Source organism: Marinobacterium ramblicola (assembly GCF_019084545.1).
In the GTDB taxonomy this organism is placed as follows: Bacteria; Pseudomonadota; Gammaproteobacteria; order Pseudomonadales; family Balneatricaceae; genus Marinobacterium_D; species Marinobacterium_D ramblicola.
This window is the reverse complement of record NZ_JAHREP010000020.1, coordinates 30,124-50,901: the sequence shown is the minus strand read 5'-3', so window position 1 is coordinate 50,901 and position 20,778 is coordinate 30,124. Positions and strand designations below refer to the sequence as shown.

The 20,778-nt window shown below is 59.6% G+C and carries 19 protein-coding genes; 7 read left to right on the top strand and 12 right to left on the bottom strand.

Annotated elements, in window-relative coordinates; all coding sequences use genetic code 11:
- Window positions 1–65: 65 nt before the first annotated feature.
- From KQ940_RS15570 to KQ940_RS15550, 5 genes are all read right to left on the bottom strand, one after another.
- Window positions 66–1,310: an MFS transporter gene (locus KQ940_RS15570; RefSeq protein ID WP_217414660.1), complete on the bottom strand. Its 1,245-nt coding sequence runs from the start codon at window positions 1,308–1,310 to the stop codon at window positions 66–68.
- Between the two features lie 159 nt (window positions 1,311–1,469).
- Window positions 1,470–1,748: a MoaD/ThiS family protein gene (locus tag KQ940_RS15565; protein WP_246590118.1), complete on the bottom strand. Its 279-nt coding sequence runs from the start codon at window positions 1,746–1,748 to the stop codon at window positions 1,470–1,472.
- Between the two features lie 4 nt (window positions 1,749–1,752).
- On the bottom strand, window positions 1,753–2,937 hold the full coding sequence (locus KQ940_RS15560; RefSeq protein ID WP_217414659.1) for a WD40/YVTN/BNR-like repeat-containing protein: 1,185 nt from the start codon (window positions 2,935–2,937) through the stop codon (window positions 1,753–1,755).
- Between the two features lie 116 nt (window positions 2,938–3,053).
- Window positions 3,054–4,538 (bottom strand): bifunctional 2-methylcitrate dehydratase/aconitate hydratase, encoded by a 1,485-nt coding sequence (locus KQ940_RS15555; RefSeq protein ID WP_217414657.1) that lies wholly within the window; start codon window positions 4,536–4,538, stop codon window positions 3,054–3,056.
- 588 nt (window positions 4,539–5,126) lie between these two features.
- Window positions 5,127–6,740, bottom strand: a complete 1,614-nt coding sequence (locus tag KQ940_RS15550; protein ID WP_217414656.1) for a methyl-accepting chemotaxis protein — start codon at window positions 6,738–6,740, stop codon at window positions 5,127–5,129.
- 422 nt (window positions 6,741–7,162) lie between these two features.
- Here KQ940_RS15550 and KQ940_RS15545 point away from each other — a divergent pair, with 422 nt between their 5' ends.
- Window positions 7,163–8,053, top strand: coding sequence for an alpha/beta hydrolase (locus KQ940_RS15545; RefSeq protein WP_217414655.1), 891 nt, complete (start codon window positions 7,163–7,165; stop codon window positions 8,051–8,053).
- Between the two features lie 87 nt (window positions 8,054–8,140).
- On the top strand, window positions 8,141–9,025 hold the full coding sequence (locus KQ940_RS15540; RefSeq protein ID WP_217414654.1) for an amidohydrolase family protein: 885 nt from the start codon (window positions 8,141–8,143) through the stop codon (window positions 9,023–9,025).
- A gap of 51 nt (window positions 9,026–9,076) precedes the next feature.
- Here KQ940_RS15540 and KQ940_RS15535 read toward each other — a convergent pair whose 3' ends face one another.
- From KQ940_RS15535 to KQ940_RS15505, 7 genes are all read right to left on the bottom strand, one after another.
- On the bottom strand, window positions 9,077–10,408 hold the full coding sequence (locus KQ940_RS15535) for an MmgE/PrpD family protein (protein WP_217414653.1): 1,332 nt from the start codon (window positions 10,406–10,408) through the stop codon (window positions 9,077–9,079).
- 49 nt (window positions 10,409–10,457) lie between these two features.
- Window positions 10,458–11,294: a nitrilase-related carbon-nitrogen hydrolase gene (locus KQ940_RS15530; RefSeq protein ID WP_217414651.1), complete on the bottom strand. Its 837-nt coding sequence runs from the start codon at window positions 11,292–11,294 to the stop codon at window positions 10,458–10,460.
- Window positions 11,295–11,339: 45 nt separating this feature from the next.
- Window positions 11,340–12,227, bottom strand: coding sequence for a glycine betaine ABC transporter substrate-binding protein (locus tag KQ940_RS15525; protein ID WP_217414650.1), 888 nt, complete (start codon window positions 12,225–12,227; stop codon window positions 11,340–11,342).
- 42 nt (window positions 12,228–12,269) lie between these two features.
- Complete coding sequence (locus KQ940_RS15520; RefSeq protein WP_217414649.1) at window positions 12,270–13,001, bottom strand: ABC transporter permease; 732 nt, start codon at window positions 12,999–13,001, stop codon at window positions 12,270–12,272.
- Window positions 13,002–13,015: 14 nt separating this feature from the next.
- Entirely contained in the window at window positions 13,016–14,182 is a 1,167-nt protein-coding gene (locus KQ940_RS15515; RefSeq protein ID WP_246590117.1) for an ABC transporter ATP-binding protein, read from the bottom strand.
- 32 nt (window positions 14,183–14,214) lie between these two features.
- A complete protein-coding gene (locus tag KQ940_RS15510) occupies window positions 14,215–14,865 on the bottom strand; it encodes an ABC transporter permease (protein WP_217414648.1) in 651 nt (216 codons plus the stop codon).
- 211 nt (window positions 14,866–15,076) lie between these two features.
- Complete coding sequence (locus KQ940_RS15505; protein WP_217414647.1) at window positions 15,077–16,039, bottom strand: GlxA family transcriptional regulator; 963 nt, start codon at window positions 16,037–16,039, stop codon at window positions 15,077–15,079.
- Between the two features lie 134 nt (window positions 16,040–16,173).
- On the opposite strand from KQ940_RS15505, the gene KQ940_RS23275 reads away from it, so the two are divergent.
- From KQ940_RS23275 to KQ940_RS15485, 5 genes are all read left to right on the top strand, one after another.
- Window positions 16,174–16,464, top strand: coding sequence for a GFA family protein (locus KQ940_RS23275; protein WP_485020578.1), 291 nt, complete (start codon window positions 16,174–16,176; stop codon window positions 16,462–16,464).
- A gap of 338 nt (window positions 16,465–16,802) precedes the next feature.
- Window positions 16,803–17,897, top strand: a complete 1,095-nt coding sequence (locus KQ940_RS15500; protein WP_217414646.1) for a hydrogenase small subunit — start codon at window positions 16,803–16,805, stop codon at window positions 17,895–17,897.
- Window positions 17,894–19,702, top strand: a complete 1,809-nt coding sequence (locus KQ940_RS15495) for a nickel-dependent hydrogenase large subunit (RefSeq protein ID WP_217414644.1) — start codon at window positions 17,894–17,896, stop codon at window positions 19,700–19,702. The genes KQ940_RS15500 and KQ940_RS15495 overlap by 4 nt, the downstream gene beginning before the upstream one ends.
- A gap of 42 nt (window positions 19,703–19,744) precedes the next feature.
- Window positions 19,745–20,467: a Ni/Fe-hydrogenase, b-type cytochrome subunit gene (cybH, locus tag KQ940_RS15490; RefSeq protein ID WP_217414643.1), complete on the top strand. Its 723-nt coding sequence runs from the start codon at window positions 19,745–19,747 to the stop codon at window positions 20,465–20,467.
- The gene (locus KQ940_RS15485) at window positions 20,451–20,759 is read left to right on the top strand and encodes a HigA family addiction module antitoxin (RefSeq protein WP_217414642.1); all 309 of its coding nucleotides are present in this window, start codon (window positions 20,451–20,453) and stop codon (window positions 20,757–20,759) included. Before cybH ends, KQ940_RS15485 begins: the two co-directional genes overlap by 17 nt.
- Window positions 20,760–20,778 lie beyond the last annotated feature (19 nt).

The following is a 20,778-nucleotide window of genomic DNA, read 5'->3' as shown; positions in this document are numbered from 1 at the left end:
CTCTGATAAGGGTGTCTGGTAACGGCAAAGAACGCGCGAGCGCGAATGCGGAGAAGGCGCGCAGCTTACCCTAAAGCCTGCTGATTTTCTACGCATTCCGGCTCGCTCTCCAGCCGGTTGCGCTTGACCAGCGTCGGGTACCAGTAACTCCACAGGGCGACAATCGCCAGTGTGCCGACGCCGCCGATGACGATTGCCGGCACCGCGCCGACCCAGGCCGCGAGCACACCGGAGCGGAATTCGCCGAGCTGGTTTGAGGTGCCGATGAAAAAGCCGTTGACCGAGCTGACGCGTCCGCGCATCTCGTCCGGTGTTTCCAGCTGGACCACCGTCGAGCGGATCACCACGCTGACCATATCCGCCGCGCCCATCACCAGCAGCGCCAGCACCGACAGCCAGAGGGTTTGCGACAGGCCAAACAGCACGGTCGCGGCGCCGAAGATCGCCACCGAGACGAACAGCTTGACGCCGACGCGGCTGTCGATCGGCTTCCAGGCCAGGTAGAGCGACATCAGCAGCGCGCCGACAGCGGTGGCGCTGCGCAGCACGCCCAGCCCCCAGGGGCCGGTTTCCAGCACGTCGCGGGCGACGATCGGCAGCAGGGCGGTGACGCTGCCGATCAATACCGCGAACATATCCAGCGAGATGGAACCGAAGATCACCGGGTTGCGCCAGGTGAAGCGCAGGCCGCCAAGCATCGATTCCAGCGTTATAGGCCGTCGGCTGAACTGCTCGCGGCGATAGCTCAGCTTGAACAGAATCAGCGTCGACACCAGGCTGCACAGGGTGCTGCTGGCGTAGAGTACGTCGGCACCCCAGATATAGATGATGCCGCCCAGCGCCGGGCCGATGATCGTGGTCGCTTCACGGCCGGAGGCGGTCCAGGCTAACGCCCTGGCCAGCAGGTCGTTGGTGACGATATTGGGCACCATCGCTTGGGTCGCCGGCATCTCGAATGCGCTGGCGATCCCCAGGCCGATACAGCAGGCGTAGATGATCTCCGGCGTGATGATATCGAGCGCACTGGTCACCGCCAGCACGGCGATGGTCAATGTTACCAGTGCGCGGCTCAGCAACATGATTGTCTGTCGACTGTAGCTGTCGACCACATGCCCGGCATGGAGTACCAGCACCAGCTGTGGCAGGTAGCGCGCCAACCCGACCAGGCCCAGGCTCAATGCGCTGTCGGTCAGGTTATAGATCTGCCAGCCCATCCCCACCAGCAGCATCTGGATCGCGAATGAGGCCGCCATCTGACCGACCCAGAAGCGCATAAAGGGTTTGTGTTTGAGTAGGGAGGGGGCTGTCATGCGACTCCTTTCGGCGACCGGTTAGGTTGAGCACGGTGGGGGTGAAAGTGTAACTGATATCACCAATATCGCAGGTATTAATTTATTGAAAGATAGCCTGTTTTTTCGCATCGCGTCGCCGGATAAGCGATTGGTTAAACCGCGGAGTAAACACTGCGTTTAGCCGCCGGTCAGCGCTTGGAAAATGTAGAGCGTACCGCCGTCGCCGACCCGGTCAGACAGCGTCTTTCGGTCGATGAGGATATTGTCGTTGACGCTCACCATCACATGCCTGCGCAGCGCACCCTGTTCATCGAGGATGTAGTCGCTGAAACCGGGGGCGGCGTTGTCGATTGCCCGTATCACCTCGGCGACGGAGCCGACTGCTACCTCGATCTCCAACCCCTCCAGATCGGGGAAAAAGCGGTACAGGTGCGGCGTCAACTCAACCCTGACCATGGCACTACCCAAAGCGTACGGAGTAGACCGGTGGGAAATTATTGCCCAGGCACTGCCAGGTTTCGCCGCGGTCTTCCGACAGGTAGACATTGCCGGTGGTGGTGCCGAAACAGAGACAGTCACCGGCGATATCCAGGCCGTGCCTGAGCACCAGGTCGTAGGCGTTATCCTGCGGCAGACCGGTGCGGAACAGCTGCCAGGATTGGCCGCCATCCTCGGTACGTGCCACGCACAGGCCGTCGCCGATCGCCATGCGCGCCATATCCGATCGCTCCGGTATCACCCAGGCCGTCGCGCCATCCTGCGCATCCACCGCAACTGGGAAACCAAAGTGGACGCCGACGTCCGGGGCGCTGACCTTGCGCCAGTTAGCGGCGCCATCTGCGCTGTAAAACACGCCGCAGTGGTTCTGCTGCCAGAGATGTTCCGGCTGTGAAGGGCAGGCGGTGATGAAGTGCGGATCGTGCCCCCATTCGGCGTGAGGGTCGGGCATATAATCGTTCAGCATGCCCCGGTTACGCCCAGTCCAGCTCTGGCCGCCATCGTGGGATTCCAGCACACCGGCCGAGGACACCGCCACGTGGATATGAGCGGGGTCGTGCGGATCGACGACGATGGAGTGGATACCCGGCTCGAACACGCCATAATCGACGCTGGCCGGTGTTCCGCCCCAGCGCGTTTCGCTGGTGGCATCGCCGCTGAACAGATCGCCGCCACGAGTCTCGTGGTTCCACAGTGGTCGGTTCAGCTCCCAGGTATCACCGCCGTCATCGCTGACAAACAGCCCGCCAGGGATGGTGCCGGCGTAGAGCCGGCCGGGTTGTGATGCGGCGCCGAAGGCCAGGGTCCAGATCTTCAGCACCGTGGCGTCCCTGTATTCCGGCTGGCCGGACGGGGTTTGTGGATCGAAATCCGGCGTCGGCAGGTACTGCACGATATGGCGGGCACCCAAGGGGTATTTCAGTGACGAAAGATCTTCCCAGCTGTTGCCGCCGTCACGCGAGCGCGACAGCTTCGGTCCCCAATGGCCATGGTCCAACGAGGCCCACAGGGTGCCGTCACGCGGATCGCGTGCCGCGTAACAGACTGGAATCCCGGCATGCAGAATGGGGCGGGGGTTCCAGGCGGAATCCTGGCGGTCGAATATCACCGTACCCTTGCGGGTGCCGAGAATAAGTGTGTTGGACATAGTGGCGGCCTCCTGGCCTATCGGAGCGTTATAGCTGATACCTCAGTGGCCCACTAACTATAGAAGCTTCCGGATGATCCGTTAGGCCAATCGCGCCGATTGCGGGAGAAGATTATTCATATTACGAACAGCGCCATGAACTCGTTGACCGGTGTGGCTTCCAGCTCGCTCTGATTCCGGCACAGTTCGACGATCTGCCGGTAGCGGGCAGAGGGAAATCGGGTGGCCAGATTGGTCGCGAACTTCTGCTCCAGCAGCGGGATCCCCTCCGGCCGACGGCGCCGGTGGCCAAGCGGATATTCGATTGTCACCTCATCGGTTGAACTGCCATCGTTGAAGTGCACCTGAACAGCATTGGCGATGGAGCGTTTGTCCGGCTCCAGATATTCGCGGCTGAAACGCGGTTCTTCGACCACCTGCATCCGGGCGCGTAAGCGGTCGATCACCGGGTGGGATCTGTGGAACTGATCTTCGTAGTGCTCCGCGGTCAGCTCGCCGAATGCCAGCGCCACGGCGACCATATACTGCAGGCAGTGATCACGATCGGCGGGATTGTTCAGCTCACCCTGCTTGGAGATGATACGGATCGCCGATTCCTGGGTGCGGATCAGGATGGTGTCGATCTGCTCCAGCCCGTCGTTCACCCTGGGATGTAACTGCAGCGCGGCCTCTACGGCGGTTTGGGCATGGAACTCGGCCGGGAAGGCGATCTTGAACAGGATATTTTCCATCACGTAACTGCCGTACGGTCGGGATATATCGAATTGGCGTTTATCTGCCGGTTTGAGTTGCTGATCCGCATTGGTCTTGCTGAAGCAGACATCGTAGAAACCCCATTGTCTGGCGGTCAGCACGCTCGGAATCCCCATCTCGCCACGCATCGCCATATCCGCCAGGCGTACCGCGCGTGAGGTGGCATCGCCCGCGGCCCAGGATTTGCGCGAGCCGGCATTTGGCGCCTGGCGGTAGGTGCGCAGGGCCGAGCCGTCGACCCAGGCATGGGACAGTGCCGCCATGATCTGCTCCCGGTTGCCGCCCATCAGCCAGGTCACCACCGCGGTCGAGGCGACCCGTACCAGCAATACATGGTCGAGACCGACCCGATTAAACGCGTTATCCAGCGCGATCACGCCCTGAATCTCGTGTGCCTTGATCATCGCCTCAAGTACCTGACGCATGCGCAGCGGCGGCTTGCTCAGGGACAGGTTGAGTTGAGACAGATGGTCGGCTACCGCCAGAATCCCGCCCAGGTTGTCGGACGGATGGCCCCACTCGGCAGCCAGCCAGGTGTCGTTGAAGTCCAGCCAGCGGATCAGACAACCGATATCCCAGGCCGCCTTCACCGGATCGAGACAGAGCCGGGTGCCCGGCACGCGGGCGCCGTTGGGTACCACCGTGCCCTCGACCAGTGGTCCCAGGTGCTTGGTACACTCCGGGAAGCGCAGCGCCAGCAGGGCGCAGCCCAAGGTATCGATCAGGCAGTAGCGGGCGGTCTCCAGTGCGAGAACGCTGTCGATGCGGTAGTCCAGCACATAGTCGGCGATATCCTGGATCACCTGGTCGTAGTCGGGGCGTTCGCTTGAATCAGCCGTGTTGGACATCTCATGCCTCCGGGTCACGTGGATAACGTTAACTATAGAAGCGTGCGCTTTCTCGTGGCTTGGCGGCCTCCAAATCCTTGCTGAGTTAAGTCATTGGCGAGTCCGCCGTATACGGGATGTTGGCGATATGGCTGGCGGCTATCGGAGATTACAGAACGCGGATCTCTGTGGTGTACAAAATTTCACCAATCTCACCCTGACAGATCCTGAGCAGCAGACTACTTTTACGATTCACGGAGCCGATTCGCTTAGCTTCATCAGGAACCAGGAGCAGGAGAGAGCGCATGTGTGTGTCAAACCCTAGCCTATTGGGAGACGATGTAGAGACAACCTGTGGTATTGCCGTCGATATCGAGGCGCAGTATGAAGCGTTTCGACTTTATTCCGCCTATGGCGGGCAGGAGGGGATTTCGCGGGTCGTCATGACAGCCGCAGAGCCTAAGCCAATGAAAAGCAGTACTCAGGTATACCGAGCCAGAATCGGTACGCCGCGTTGGCTCACCGCGCAGTGTTGATCTCCGTCTACAGGGTTGATCGACCCCGCTAATGGGGACGATCAACTCGTGGAGACTGCTGGAATGGCCGCAACTAATTCCCGACAGTAAAGAAGCCCAGTTTTTTCACCACCGACTGGCTGGCGTCATACATACTTTTGCCGGCGCGGCTGGTTTCGCTCGCTATCTCCGCGCCCTGAGCCGTCAATGCCTGTACCTCGTGCACATGTTTGCTGATATCCAGAGCGACTGAGCTTTGCTGTTCCGCGGCGGTGGCGATCTGTTGGGTCTGATCGTTCACACGATCGATGCTGTTCAGAATCTCGGTAATCATCTGGCTATTGGCCGCCACCTTCTCACGCGCCACCTCTGCCGTATTACGGCAGCTATCCATTTTCGATACTGCATGGTCGCTGGCGTCGTTAAGCACGCCGAGCATCGACTCGATCTGGTTGACCGAATCCTGCGAGCGCTGCGCCAGGGTGCGCACCTCATCCGCCACCACGGCAAAGCCTCGGCCCTGGTCTCCGGCGCGAGCGGCTTCGATCGCGGCATTCAGTGCCAACAGGTTGGTTTGTTCGGCAATACCGCGAATAGTGGCCAGGATCTGGTTGATGTTGTACGTCTCATCCCTCAGCTTGGCGATAACATCACCGGTGTCCACCAACGTGCTGACAAGATCCAGGGTGATGTTCAGCATCTGCTGAGAATCATCGATGCCGGCCTTTGCCTGCTGTGCAATATGGCTTGAAGCGAGTGCCGTGTCGCCGGTGTTGTTGGCGATCATATGTGCCGTCGCCGACATCTCTTCAATCGCCGTGGCGACTTGGACCAGATTTTCCCTGACCCGATTGGCCACCTCATCCATCCGTTCGTTGGCCTGGGTAACCGATACGCTGTTATCGGCCACTTCATTGGCCGAGGCCTTGATCTCACGAACGGCATCCGACAGCAGCAGCGTTGTTTCATTTATCGTATTGATCAGTCCGGCTATCTCGTCGCTACCCCGACCGGTAGCTGTATCGCGAAGATCGCCTTTCGACAGACTCATGGCGCAGCTTTGCACCGTACGGATACCGCGCACGATACTGGTTGATATGTAGATGCCGAGGCCAGTTGCTACGGCAATCGCGATCAGCAGGGAGGCGTAAAAGGTGGTATTTGCCTGTTCGATGTTCCGATCGACCCGATTCTCCGCGCCCATTGCCAGTTGCCCGGTCTGGCGCTCAAACTCGCCGAAGAAGTCGATCAGTGCCAGGTAGGAGTCGAGATGCGCCTTGTATATCGGAAAATCCGCCATGTGATCAGGCGCTGTGGTCATCGCGTCGACAAAGGCGCCCGATTTTTCATCGAACGTTTTGATCATCTGTTCAAGCTTGCTAAGGGACTCCCTGTCGCCCGCGAAGTTATCCTTCACACCCTGCAGCAGTTGCGGGGTTGCTTGCTTAAAACTCAGGATCCGGTCGAGAAACTCCTGCGCCTGGTCGCTTAAACCCAAAACATACTTGGTCTGCAGGGCCGTGATATCCAGCATGATCTCCATCTGAGTCTCTTTCAACTCCTGGAACTGAACAGCGGTCTTGTAGCCCTGGGTGTAGAACTCTCTAAAACTGCCTGCAACCTGGTTACCGGCATTCCAGATCAGGACAAGGGCGATGATGAAAATGAGGGAGATGCTTGAGAGCAGAAGAATGAACTTATTACGCATCGACAGCTTGTTCATTTTTTATATAAACCCGTTATTTTTATGGTTATATGTTTTCTCGATAAGAGGTCCTGGAGTTATAACATAAAGACTCCCTGCACGGAGTTATTACCCCCCGCGAGTGATTTCTCATCCTGAAAATAGATAGGTTGACCTGGCTGAAGCAGGAATATCGGACTCCGCTCTGACATGGATCGACGCCGCCCGTTTTAGTGATTCACGAACGCTATCGATATCCGCTACCACGCCCCGCAGACGGTTATTCAGCCATCGATTTCAGCCTTGAAGCGCATCCGCTGTCCCAGTGATGAAAGTCGGAATGGTTGCCGATAAAGTCGAAAAATGAAAACTTTCGCCGGGTTGATTCGGAGATGATGGCTAACGTTGAACAGTAACCTGACCTTGGCAGCTAGAGTACAAAAACAATGATCGAACAAAAAATTCAGTTTAAAAGCGACGGCCTGACTCTCGACGGTGCCTTCTTCGTTGACGAAAATAATTCCGACAAGTCTCTGCCGATAGTGATCGTCTGCTCCGGTTTTACCGGCCAGAAGAACATCCACCCGGAGCGTTATGCCCGTGCCCTGACCCCCAAGGGTTTCACCTGTTTTGGTTTCGACTACCGCGGTTTCGGTGAATCCGAAGGCATTCGCGAGCGCGTGATCCTGGAGGAGCAGGTTCGCGATATCGCCGCCGCCGTCGCCGTTGTGCGTGAGCGCGCTGTTGTAGAGGGTCGTAAAGTGGTACTGGCCGGCTGGGGTATGGCGGGCGGTCTGATCCTCGACACCTACCGTATCTGCGAAGGTCAGATCGATGCGCTGATCTCAATGAACGGTTTCTTCAATTCGGTACGCGTGCAGAAAGCGCTACGCGGCGAGCACGGCTGGAAGGCGTTCAAGCAGTTCATGGCCGAGGAGCGTCTGCGCCTGGCCAAGGGGGGCGAGCCGAAGGGGATCGACCCGTTCGATATCTACCCGCTGGATCCGGTGAGCCGCGAGTATGTGTTTACCGAGTTGGTCAAGGCGCCGGGTTACGGCGTGACTTCAAGCTTCGATTTTGCGGATTCGCTGATCAGCTTCAACCCGGAAGCAAACCTGGACGAGCGTTTCGCCAGCGTGCCCCTGCTGATCGCCCATGGTGCGGAAAACGACCTGCATCCGGTGACCGAGCCCAAGTCTCTGTATGCCGCATACCCGGGTCCGAAGGAGCTGTTCCTGCTCGCCGGAGGTGGTCACACCGAGTGGATGCTGGACCACGATCCGAAATTCATCGAGTTCTCCGGTCACATTGCCCAGTGGATCAAGGCTAACGTCTGATCCTGCTCTTGGGGGCCTGGATGTCCTCTCTCCCCGGTGACGGATTGCACTACCGTCACCGGGTTTTTTCGTTTGTCGAGGTTTGAGATGAGCGCAAGCATACCTTTCTGTGAAGCCGCGGATCCCTTTCCCAAAGCACCCGTCTTTGATGTACCCGACGGTGCCTGTGATACCCACGCTCACGTATTCGGTCCAGAACCGCGTTACCCCTATACCCTGAACCGCACCTATACGCCACCGGATGCACCGGTGGGTGCCTATCTGCACCTGCACCGTCGGCTGGGCATCTCCCGTGGTGTGTTGGTACAGCCCAGTGTCTACGGTACCGATAATCGTCTGCAGATGGATGCCCTGGCCTACCTGCGCGGGCAGGGTCTGGAATACAAGGGCATAGCGGTGCTGGATGCGGATGTCAGCGATGCTGAACTGGATACGCTACAGGCACTCGGTTACTGCGGTGTGCGCCTGAACCTGCTGTTCAAGGGCGGTATTCAGTGGTCCGATGTGGAAGCGCTTGCCCAGCGGCTGGCGACCCGTAGCTGGCATCTGCAGTGTCTGATCGATGTCTCCGAGTTCGAGGAGCTGGAAAACCGCCTGCGTGCGCTGCCGGTTCCGGTGGTAATCGACCACATGGGACATATGGATTGTCGCAAGGGGATTGAGCATCCAGGGTTTCAAGCCCTGCTGAACCTGCTGCGGGAAGACAAGGCCTGGGTCAAGCTCTCCGGTGCCTACCGTATCACCGCCCTGCAACACCCCCCGTACGCGGATGTGGATCGTTTTGCACGTGCCTTGATCGAGGCCAACCCGGCGCGCTGTGTCTGGGGATCGGACTGGCCCCATCCCCATTTTCTGATCCCGATGCCGAACGACGGCGATCTGCTGGATCTGCTGGCGCGTTGGGTCCCGGATGAAATGATGCGTAATCGTATCCTGGTGGACAACCCGGCTCGGTTGTACGGCTTCCGATAAACCTGAGTGGTGTCGACAAATAGCCCCGGCCATTGAAGCCGGGGTTTCTGTTTACAGGCTGACGGGGCTGGTCAACAGCTGCAGTAGTTCGGCGACTTCTGTCTTATCGAGCGTCCAGGCGCCCAGGCTCAACTGCCGTATCCGGTTGCGGGTGGCGTCGGACAGCAGACCGTCGGTCAGGCCGTCGAACTTGGCGGACAGCTCCTCGGTGGTGAGCGGATTTTCCGGGTTGCCTCGGGCGATCGCCGGTTGCGATACCAGTTCACGTCCATCCTTCATCACCACGCAGGCGTGTGCCCAGCGCTCGGCCGGGAAACGGGCGTTGTACACATCGGTCTCGCGCATCCTTACGCGCTGACTGAGGGCGCGGCGCATCGGGTGAGCCAGTCCTGCGCTGGTTTCAGCCACCGCTTCCGGCAGTATGCAGTCATCGATCAGTGCCGAGGCGACCGAGAACGGCAGGCTGTACTGCGCCTCCTCGGTGGTCTCGGGCAGCACCTTATGCAGGCGGGTCGCCTCGTGGAAGCTGTAGATCTCGATGGCTTCGATCTGCTCGACACTGAAGCCGGGCTGGCGGCGGATTTCGCGCACCGCCTCCACCGCGGGCTGGGCCCAGCGGCAGACCGGGTAGGCCTTGAAGTACTGCTCCAGGATATACCAGCGCTGCCCCAGATCCTGCCAGATGTCGGTGACCGCGTCGCCGAACAGGGTGACCGCCGGCGCGCCGGTGAAGCCTGCTTCGGCCAGCAGGACGGCACTGACCCCGGCCAGCGCCCCCCAGCCGGAGCCGTCCTTGACCATGGTGGGGTGGTCGATGCAGCGCATCATCTGGCTGCGAGGACCATAGAACTCGGCGCTGCCCAGGGCTTCACGGGTGGCCTTCGCATCCAACCCGCGCAGCCGTGCGACAACGGCGGCAACGCCTATACCGTTCCAGGCACCGGAAGTGTGGTAGTCGCAGGCGGTGCGGTGCAACGCGATACCGGCGCGGGTGGCGACTTCGTAGCCGATTACCAGTGCGGTGAGCAGTTGCTCTCCGTTCAGGCACTGTTCATGGGCTACTGCCAGCAGGGCGGGCAGGATGGCGACACCCACATGCCCCTTGGTCAGTACCTGGCCGTCATGGGCGTCAAGGCTGTCGATCAGCATGGAGCCAAACAGTGCACTGCCGCACAGGCTTGCATGCTGGGCACTGAACAGCAGGGGCGTCTCACCGGGATACTGGCTGGTGACGAAGTTGGACAGAATGTGGCTAAGCCGGGTGCGGTGGCCGGCTGCAGCAACACCGATCAGATCGAGCAAGCAGCGTTGGGCCTGGTCGATGACGGCAGGCGGCAGCTCCCATGCATCCAGCCGATGAATGAATGCGTCCAGGGTTTGCATAGTGGTTTTTATTCTTTGATGGGCGGGCAGGGCTGCCCGCACTTTGGGATTAGTGGTTGTCCAGCAGGCGGCGGATCAACGGGGTATCGGCATCGCGGATTGCCGGGTGGTCGAAGCGTGCGGCCGCGATCGATTCCAGATCCAACTCGGCGCTGATCAGGCACTCCCGGTCCTCCGCAAGCGCCAACACCTCGCCGCGGGGGCCGAGGATGCGGCTGCCGCCCCAGAACCAGGCATCGCCCTCCTTGCCGTAGCGGTTTGCCATAACCACTGGTACGCCATAGAGCATGGCGTAGAAGCTGACGTTGATCTGCCAGTTGGTTTCATTGGAGAAGGCTTCGCTGACGATGGCCGAAGCGGAGTTGACCGGGGCCAGCAGCAGCTCCGGGCGGCGCAGCATGGCACAGTGCACCAGGGCCGGGTTCCACAGATCGGCGCAGATCAGAGTGCAGGCACGCCAGGACTCCTTGCATTCGCTCAGCACCAGCTCCTCGCCGGCGTGGAACCATTTTCCCTCTTCGAGCCCGCCGTAGGTGGGCAGATTGATCTTGCGATAGACCGCGCTGACCTCGCCGTTTTGCAGGTAGGCAACGGCGTTGTAGTACTCGCCGGGACTGGCCTGTTCGGCAAAACCCACCACCACGCAGATCTCCGGGGCGACCTGAGCAAGTTCATGGAGGCGCCGGTCGTTGCGGGAGATGGCGGCCTCGGGGGCCTGTCGTCCCAGTTGATAACCGGTCAGCGACAGCTCGGGAAACAACAGCAGCTCGACAGCGCGCTGTCGAGCCTTCTCAATCCAGTCCGCATGCTTGGCCAGATTGCCGTCCAGGTCCAGTAACACCGGATTGAACTGGACAGCTCCGACAGACAGCTTGGGTGTTTTCATAACGCTGGCTCCATGAAGGGCCGAGGTTCCCGGCCCGATCGTCTGTTACAGCAGCCCTTTGGATTTCAGGAACGCGCCGGCGACCTCCTCGATGCTCTGCCTATCGACGTCAACCTTGGCATTCAGTGCCGACATGGTGTCGTTGTCGAGCTGTGCTGACAGTGCGTTCATCAGATCGCCCAACTTCGGATTCGCGTTGAGCACCTCTTTGCGTACCACCGGCGTGATCGCATAGTTGGGGAAGAAGTTCTTGTCGTCCTCAAGTACCACGAAATCGAACGCCGGGATACGGCCATCGGTAGCGAACGCCAGTGCAACATCGACCTCGCCCTCCTTCAGCGCGACATAGGTAAGGCCGCTGTCCATGCGCTTGATATTGTCGCGCGGGATCTTGAAGTCATAGGCTTTGGCCAGCTCACGATAGCCATCCTCGCGGGAGTACCACTCCGCATTGGTCGCCAGCGTCAGTTCACGGCCCGAGTTGATTGCGGCCGCCAGATCGCTCAGCGTCGCGATCTGCTGCTTTGCCGCGTCGGCACTGCGCATCACCAGTGCGTAGGTGTTGTTGGCTTTGGATGGGTTCAGCCAAACCAGTCCCAAGGCGCCATCCATTGCCTTGACCGTTTTGTACACCTCGGCCGGATCGTCGATCTTGTCCGTCACCTTGTTGTACACCACCAGCGAAGTGCCGGTGTACTCCCAGTACAGGTCCACCTGGCCATTCTCCTGAGCCTTGCGCAGTACCGCACTGCCCATGCCCGCACGACGTTCCACGTCGAATCCCTGGTGATCCAGATATTGGGCGGTCATCTCGGTCAGCAGTTGCTGTTCGGTGAAGTTCTTGCCGCCAATCACCAAGGGGGAGGCTTGCACCGCCGTTGCAACCAGGGTCGCCATCAGGGTGGTGCCAAGCTGTTTGATCAGTTTACGCATTATGCTTTCCTCGTTTGTTTTTATTGCATTTGTTTTAATGCATTAGGTACGCAGGGGGTTTACCCCTTTGGGTACAATCAGAAACGCGAGCACGGCGATGACGATGTCGGCCAGAATCGCCAGCATCGCGGTAGGTATGGCCCCGGCAAGCATCATGAAGGGCTCGTCCAGGTCGATACCGGTGAAGATCAGTTCACCCAGACCACCACCGCCAATCAGGAACGCCAGCGGGACGGTACCGACGTTGATCGCCAGCGCCGTGCGTATGCCGGCAAAGATCACATACAGGGCGTTGGGCAACTCAATGCGATACAGCATCTGCTGCGCCGTCATACCGATGCCGGATGCAGCCTCTTTCAGGTGGTCGGGTACCTCCAGCAAACCGGTGTAGGTGTTGCGTACAATCGGTAGCAGCGAGGCGATACAGAGTCCAAATACAGCGGGCAGCATGCCGATGCCTAGCAGGCTCATGGACAGAGCAAGGATCGCCAGTGTCGGAATGGTGGTGCCGATATTCAGGCTCTGCATGGCGGTTTCCGCGATCCGGGCGAACCTCGGCCGGCTCAATAGCGTACCCAGTGGTACGCCGATCAGTATCGCAATACCGCCGGATATCAGTACCAACTCGATGTGTTGCACGGTCAAGTAGACGACATCCTCCTGGTAGAAGAAAAGTTCGTCCACAACGTCGTACTGCTCGGCCAGAATGCCCAACGTGAACATCAGTACCAGGCCAATTCCATAGCCATAGCGAGTCAACCTGAGCTTTTTCATGATCGATACCTCTCTCAGGCGTTGACTTGATGCAGGTGAGGGCTCTGCGCGTTAAGGGCGTCACGCTGGTAGGTCGCACCTAGATAGTGAGTGATCCCCTGTTGGGTGACCCGGCCGACCAGTACACCCTGTTCATCGGTGCAGGGCAGCCAGGTGGTGTCGTGGTTGAACATCAGGGATGCCACCTTGCGCAGATCATCGCTCGGCGATGTCGTCGCTTTTAGCCCGAAGTAGTGGTCGCCGCAGAGTCCCTTGGTGGTTTGCGCCACGCTGCGGGAGACATAGCCGATCGGCTGATGTTTTTCGTTGACCATCAGGATGGCGCGGCTGTAACCATGCTCCTCTATGCGGGCGAGAGCCGTCTGCAGGCTGTCGCTGGGCTTGACCACGGCGACCGGTTCCATCACCTGGCTGACCTGGACCAGACGCAGGCGCTTCAGTGCGCGGTCATCGCCGACGAAGCTTTCGACGAAATCGTCCTTGGGGTGCGCCAGCAAGTCATCGGGGGTGTCGTACTGCACCAGGCGTCCGCCGCGGAAGATGGCGATGCGATTGGCCATCTTCACCGCCTCATCGATATCGTGGCTGACGAACATGATGGTCTTGCGCAGCTCCTGCTGCATCTTCAGGAATTCGTCCTGGATCACTTCACGGTTGATCGGGTCGATGGCACCGAACGGCTCATCCATCAGCATCACGGGCGGATCCGCGGCCAGGGCGCGGGCGACGCCGACGCGCTGCTGCTGACCGCCGGAGAGCTCCCGGGGGTAGCGCTTGAGGAATACGGATGGATCCAGCGCCACCAGCTCAAGCAGCTCCTTGGCGCGCGCCTTGTAGCGATTGCTGTCCCAGCCCAGCAGTTTGGGCACGACGGCGATGTTCTCCTCGATGGTCATGTTCGGGAACAGGCCGATCTGCTGGATCACGTAGCCGATGTTGCGCCGCAGTTCCACCGTGTTCAGGCCCGTGGTGTCTTCACCATTGATGAAGACCCGGCCGGAGCTCGGCGGGATGATGCGGTTGATCATCTTCAGCGTGGTGGTTTTACCGCAGCCGGAGGGGCCTAGCAGCACACAGATCTCCCCCTCGGGGACCTCCATGTTGATGTGGTCTGCAGCGGTGACCGGTCCGTTCGGGGTTTCAAATATCTTGGTCAGGTTGTCGATTTTTATCATTGTCATGTCCCGTTAAGCGGCGGCGGAGTAGGTCGTAATCAGGCGGATACGCCCTTGGGCGTGAGGCGCCTCTGCAGCCAGAGCAGCGCGTAGTCGGCGATGACCGCCAGAATGCTCACGGCAATGGCTCCGGCGATAAGCTGGCGCGGATCGCTCTGTGAGATACCGCGGCTGATCAGTACGCCCAGGCCCCCGGCGCCGATATAGGCTGCAATCGCCATGACACCGATGTTCATCACCACGGCGGTACGCACACCGGCCATGATCACTGGTATCGCCAGCGGGACTTCGACCATCCGCAAGCGCTGCAGCGGGCTCATGCCTACCCCTCTGGCGGCTTCGCGCAGTGCGGGGTTGACGTTGTTAATGGCGGTGTAGGTGTTGCGGATAATCGGCAGCTGCGAGTAGAGCAGTACGGCGATCACCGCCGGCAGATAGCCAATCCCCTGACCGATGGTGGACAGTAGTGGAATCATGAGGCCGAACAGGGCAATTGACGGGATGGTGATGATGATCGACGCGACATAGAGCACGATGCGCGCGGCCCGCTCATTCTGCGTGATGGCGATGCCGATCGGGACGCCGGTGACGGTGGCGAGTCCGACGGCGACGGCGACCAGCGAAATGTGCTCGGCCGTCAACTGCAGAATCAGATCGAGGTTGTCGTTTAGAAAGTCGAGAAGTTCCAACGTCTTTCCCCATGTGTAGTAGTTGTTGTTATGACATGCACCCTGGGTGGCGGGGTGGCATGGGTTCAACAGTAATTCAGTACCACCCCCTGTAGAGGGTAAATTTCCGACAGTGTGGGTTACATTTACGACAGGCAGGTCGGCTCGGCCAGGTTGATTGTCGTAGCGAGTGCCTGCCGGTCTCTACTTGAGTGTAGAAGTCTTGGCGGGGTCAGGTGCGGGTGCGCTCTTCGCGCGGCGAGTGGTTGTACTTCTTGCGATAGCAGCGCGAGAAATAGGAGGTGGAGCTGAAACCGCAGGCGGTGCCTATCTGCAGAATACTCATGCTGGACTGCTGCAGCAGATGCTGTGCCCGCTCCAGGCGCAGGTCCATATAGTATTGGGCTGGTGGCGCGCCGAGATGTTGATGGAACAGCCGCTCCAACTGGCGACTGGAGATGCCGACCATTTCGCTGATCTCCTCGCAGGTCAGCGGCTCCTCCAGATTGCCGCGCATCAGTTCCAGCGCCTGTACCAAGCGCGGATGGTTGGCGTGGTAGCGCAACTGGAACTTCATGCGCTGCTTGTCGTGGGCAGGGCGGATATGGGGGTGTATGCACTGTTCGGCTACGTCGTTGGCCAGTGCTTCGCCATGCTTCAGGGCGATCAGCTGCAGACTCATATCGAGGCCTGCCAAACCACCGGAACAGGTCATCACGTTGCCGTCGATCTCATAGAGCTCGCCGGTCACGTTCAGGCCGACGAACTCCTCCTGCATGCTCTCCTGGTTCTCCCAGTGAATGGTGCAGGTATGACCCTTCAGGAGCCCCGCTCTTGCCAATAGTAAACTGCCGGTTGAGGTGGCGCCGAGTACGACGCGTTGACGGGATAGCTGACGTAGCCACTTAAATATCGGCTTCTCATCGACCAGATGAGCATTGATGCCTGCGACGACAATCAGGGTGTCGATCCCGTCGGTTTCCTCCATCAACCGGGTCGGCGTTACAGTTACGCCGTTACTGCACGGAACGGGTTCATCATGGGGGCCGTAAAAGAACCACTGATACAGCGGTTTGCCGCTGAGACGGTTGGCCATCCGCAACGGATCCACCACCGCTGCGAACGAGATCATCGAGAACTCGGGGATCAACAGGAAACCGATACGCTCGGTCTGGACACTCTCGGTAACGGACATATCATCCTCCCGGTTAAAGTCGGAATATTGGCACATCGTGTCGTGTAATTAAAACTTGATCGGACGGGACCACAGTTCCTGATAGTTCCAGCGTTTAAGCATCGATTTAGTAACCCCTTCCGGCACCACCTAATATGAACACTACCTTGTTGTTATCACTTCCTTGTGGAGTGTTTCAGTCTGCTGGTGTTTGGCAAGGGGGATACAGCCGGAGTGCAAACGGGATTCCACGGACTTGTTCTGATTCCGTGGGAAACGTGCTCCAGCCAAAAGAACAACTGGGAGGAGTAAAAATGGCGATTACGCACAAAGGTCGGTGCCTTTGCGGCGCGGTAGAGATTGAGGTGACAGGGGAAGCGGCGGGGATGAGTTACTGCCTTTGTAAAAGCTGTCGGCCGGCTCATTTGTCGTATCGGGCAGCATAGTCGTGAGCCGTAACATCATTAGCTGGATTGAGTATCGGGGGAGGCGTGAGGAGAGCACGCTTAATCGAGCGATAAATCTGTTTATAGGTAATGACGATCAACAGCCTGGGATTGATCGTGAATAGCGAGCCGAGGCTGGAAAATAACTTTCCATTTTGGCTACGGACTGTCTTGTCCACCGGAATTGTTGACAGGTGGTTTCTGTTAACCAATTGAAATAAAAAAGTTTTTAAAACTGGGCCATTTCTTGCTCTAGATCTACCGATTCTGCCCAAGAACGATAAGAGCTGACTGGCAGCCTGTCCGCAGAAGGCAGGTTGAGCCAAGGGGAGTACGGCATGGCCCAGATTGAAACCTTTTATGATGTGATGCGGCGCCAGGGGATTACGCGCCGCAGCCTGTTGAAGTACAGCAGCCTGACCGCTGCAGCCCTGGGTCTTGGACCCAGCTTTGCACCACAGATCGCCCACGCGATGGAGACCAAACCGCGTACCCCCGTGGTCTGGCTGCATGGCCTGGAGTGCACCTGTTGCTCCGAGTCCTTTATTCGCTCCGCCCATCCGTTGGTGAAGGATGTGGTGCTGTCGATGATCTCGCTCGATTACGACGACACGCTGATGGCCGCTGCCGGACATCAGGCGGAGGCGGCGCTGGAGCAGACGCTGGAGAAGTACAAGGGCGAGTACATTCTCGCTGTGGAGGGCAACCCGCCGCTGAACGAAGATGGCATGTTCTGCATCGTCGGTGGCAAGCCGTTCCTCGATCAGCTCAAACATGCAGCCAAGGATGCCAAGGCGGTGATCGCCTGGGGTAGCTGCGCCAGTTGGGGCTGCGTGCAGGCCGCGCGGCCGAACCCGACCCAGGCGGTGCCGATCCATAAGGTGATCACCGACAAGCCGATCATCAAGGTACCGGGCTGTCCGCCCATCGCCGAGGTGATGACCGGTGTCATCACCTACATGCTGACGTTTGGCAAGATTCCGGAGCTGGACCGTCAGGGGCGGCCGAAGATGTTCTACGGCCAACGTATCCACGATAAGTGCTACCGTCGTCCGCACTTCGACGCCGGGCAGTTTGTCGAGCACTGGGACGACGACAACGCACGCAGGGGCTACTGCCTGTACAAGGTCGGCTGCAAGGGGCCGACCACCTACAACGCCTGCTCGACGGTACGTTGGAACGAGGGCACCTCCTTTCCGATCCAGGCCGGTCATGGTTGTATTGGCTGCTCCGAAGATGGTTTCTGGGACAAGGGCTCCTTCTACGACCGCCTGACCAATATCAAACAGTTCGGTATCGAGCAGAACGCCGATGAGATCGGTACCGCCGTCGCCGGTGGTGTCGGCGCCGCCATTGCTGCCCATGCCGCGGTCAGTGCCATCAAGCGGGTCGCATCCAGCAGTCATAAAGATCAGGGAGAGCAGGAGTCATGAGCGATTTGAACGCCGCCAATCTCGACAACTCAGGGCGTCGCATCGTCGTTGACCCGGTGACCCGTATCGAAGGGCATATGCGTTGCGAGGTCAACGTCGACGAGAACAACATCATCCGCAATGCCGTCTCCACCGGCACCATGTGGCGCGGGCTGGAGGTGATCCTGAAGGGGCGTGACCCGCGCGACGCCTGGGCCTTCGTCGAGCGTATCTGCGGGGTCTGTACCGGTACCCATGCGCTTACTTCGGTACGCGCGGTGGAGGATGCGCTGGGGATCCAGATCCCCTACAACGCGCACCTGATCCGCCACCTGATGGACAAAACGCTGCAGGTGCATGACCACATCGTGCACTTCTACCACCTGCACGCGCTGGACTGGGTCAACCCGGTCAATGCGTTGAAGGCGGATCCGAAAGCCACTTCGGAGCTGCAGCAGATGGTGTCGCCGCACCACCCGAAATCCAGCCCGGGCTACTTCCGTGACGTACAGACGCGGCTGAAGAAGTTCGTCGAGAGCGGTCAGCTGGGCCTGTTCTCGAACGGCTACTGGGACAACCCGGCCTACAAACTGCCGCCGGCGGCGGACCTGATGGCGGTGGCGCACTACCTGGAGGCGCTGGATCTGCAGAAGGATATCGTCAAGATCCACACCATCTTCGGCGGCAAGAACCCGCACCCGAACTACATGGTTGGCGGCGTGGCCTGTGCCATCAATCTGGATGATGTGGGCGCCGCCGGTGCTCCGGTCAATATGACCAGCCTGAACTTTGTGCTGGAGCGTATTCAGGAAGCGCGCGAGTTCACCCGAAATGTCTACCTGCCGGACGTGTTGGCCGTAGCCGGGATCTATAAGGACTGGCTCCACGGCGGCGGTTTGGCGGGGCAGAATGTGCTCTCCTATGGTACCTACACCCAGGTGCCCTACGACAAGTCCACCGACCTGCTGCCGGCGGGAGCCATCGTCAACGGCAACTGGGACGAGGTGCATCCGGTGGATGTGCGCGATCCGGAGCAGATTCAGGAGTTCGTCAGCCACAGCTGGTACAGCTATGGGGCAGATGAGAGCAAGGGGCTGCACCCCTGGGAGGGGGTGACTGAGCCGCACTTCGAGCTTGGCCCCAAAACCAAGGGCACCAAGACCAATATCCAGGAGCTGGATGAGTCCGCCAAATACTCCTGGATCAAGGCGCCGCGCTGGCGCGGTCACGCCATGGAGGTGGGGCCGCTGGCGCGCTACATCATCGCCTACGTCTCCGGCAAGGAGTATGTGCAGGAACAGGTGGACCGCTCGCTGTCCGCTTTCAACCAGTCCACTGGCCTCGATCTGGGGCTGAAGCAGTTCCTGCCCTCGACGCTGGGCCGCACCCTTGCCCGCGCGCTGGAGTGCGAGTTGTGCGCCGATTCCATGCTGGATGACTGGCATGCGCTGGTGAACAACATCAAGGCGGGTGACAGCTCGACCGCCAACGTAGAGAAGTGGGATCCGAGCAGCTGGCCGAAAGAGGCGCAGGGGGTCGGTATCAACGAGGCACCACGCGGGGCGCTGGGCCACTGGATCAAGATCAAGGACGGCAAGATCGACAACTACCAGGCGATCGTGCCGACTACCTGGAACGGCTCGCCGCGCGACCATAATGGCAACATCGGTGCCTTTGAGGCGGCGCTGCTGAACACGCCGATGGAGCGTCCGGATGAACCGGTGGAGATCCTGCGTACCCTGCACAGCTTCGACCCCTGTCTGGCCTGCTCGACACACGTGATGTCGCCAGACGGGCAGGAGCTGACCAAGGTGAAGATCCGTTGACAGCAAGGGCGTGCGCTGAGCACGCCCGTGGAGGATTCCGCGATGGCACTGGAAAAACAACTCGAACTCGGTGACCGCGAAGAGAAGGTACGCAAGCAGACGGCGGTCTACGTCTATGAGGCGCCGCTCCGGCTCTGGCACTGGGTCACCGTGTTCTGCATCCTGACGCTGGGCATCACCGGCTACTTTATCGGCTCGCCGTTGCCGAGCGTGCCGGGGGAGGCGAGCGACAACTTCCTGATGGGCTATATCCGCTTCGCCCATTTCTCGGCCGGTTACATCCTGGCGGTGGCCTTCATTGGCCGTATCTACTGGGCCTTTGTCGGCAACCACCACTCGCGTGAGCTGTTTATCGTGCCGGTTTGGCGTGCCAAATGGTGGTCCGAAGTATGGCACGAGGTGCGCTGGTACCTGTTCATGGCGAAAACGCCGAAGAAGTACATCGGTCACAACCCGTTGGGTCAGCTGTCGATGTTCTGCTTCTTCGTCATCGGCAATACGTTCATGATTGTGACCGGCTTCGCGCTGTATGGCGAGGGCCTTAGTGCCGGCAGTTGGGCCGACCAAGTATTTGGCTGGGTGATTCCGCTATTCGGCCAGAGCCAGGATGTGCACACCTGGCACCATCTGGGGATGTGGTACATCGTCATCTTCGTCATGACCCACGTCTACGTGGCGGTGCGCGAGGATATCATGTCCCGCCAATCGCTGATCTCCACCATGATCGGTGGCTGGCGCATGTTCAAGGATGACAAGCCGGACTGAGGGGGTAAGGCGTGCCCCCAACCCGCTGGCGCTCTGGCACAGCCGCCGTCCGGAACATCCGGGCCGGCTACTGGAACGCTGCTACCTGGTACCCCTGCATATCTCCCAGACCGAGCTGGCCCGCCGGCTCGGCATCTCCCGCCGCCGCGTCAACGAGATCGTCAACGGCCAGCGCGCCATCAGTGCCGACACGGCGCTGAAACTGGCGCAGTTCTTTCGCACCACGCCGATGTTCTGGTTGGAAAAGCAACAGCTGTGGGAACTGTATGAGGCTCGGCGGCGAGTTCTCTAAACGCAATGCCGGTCCATGT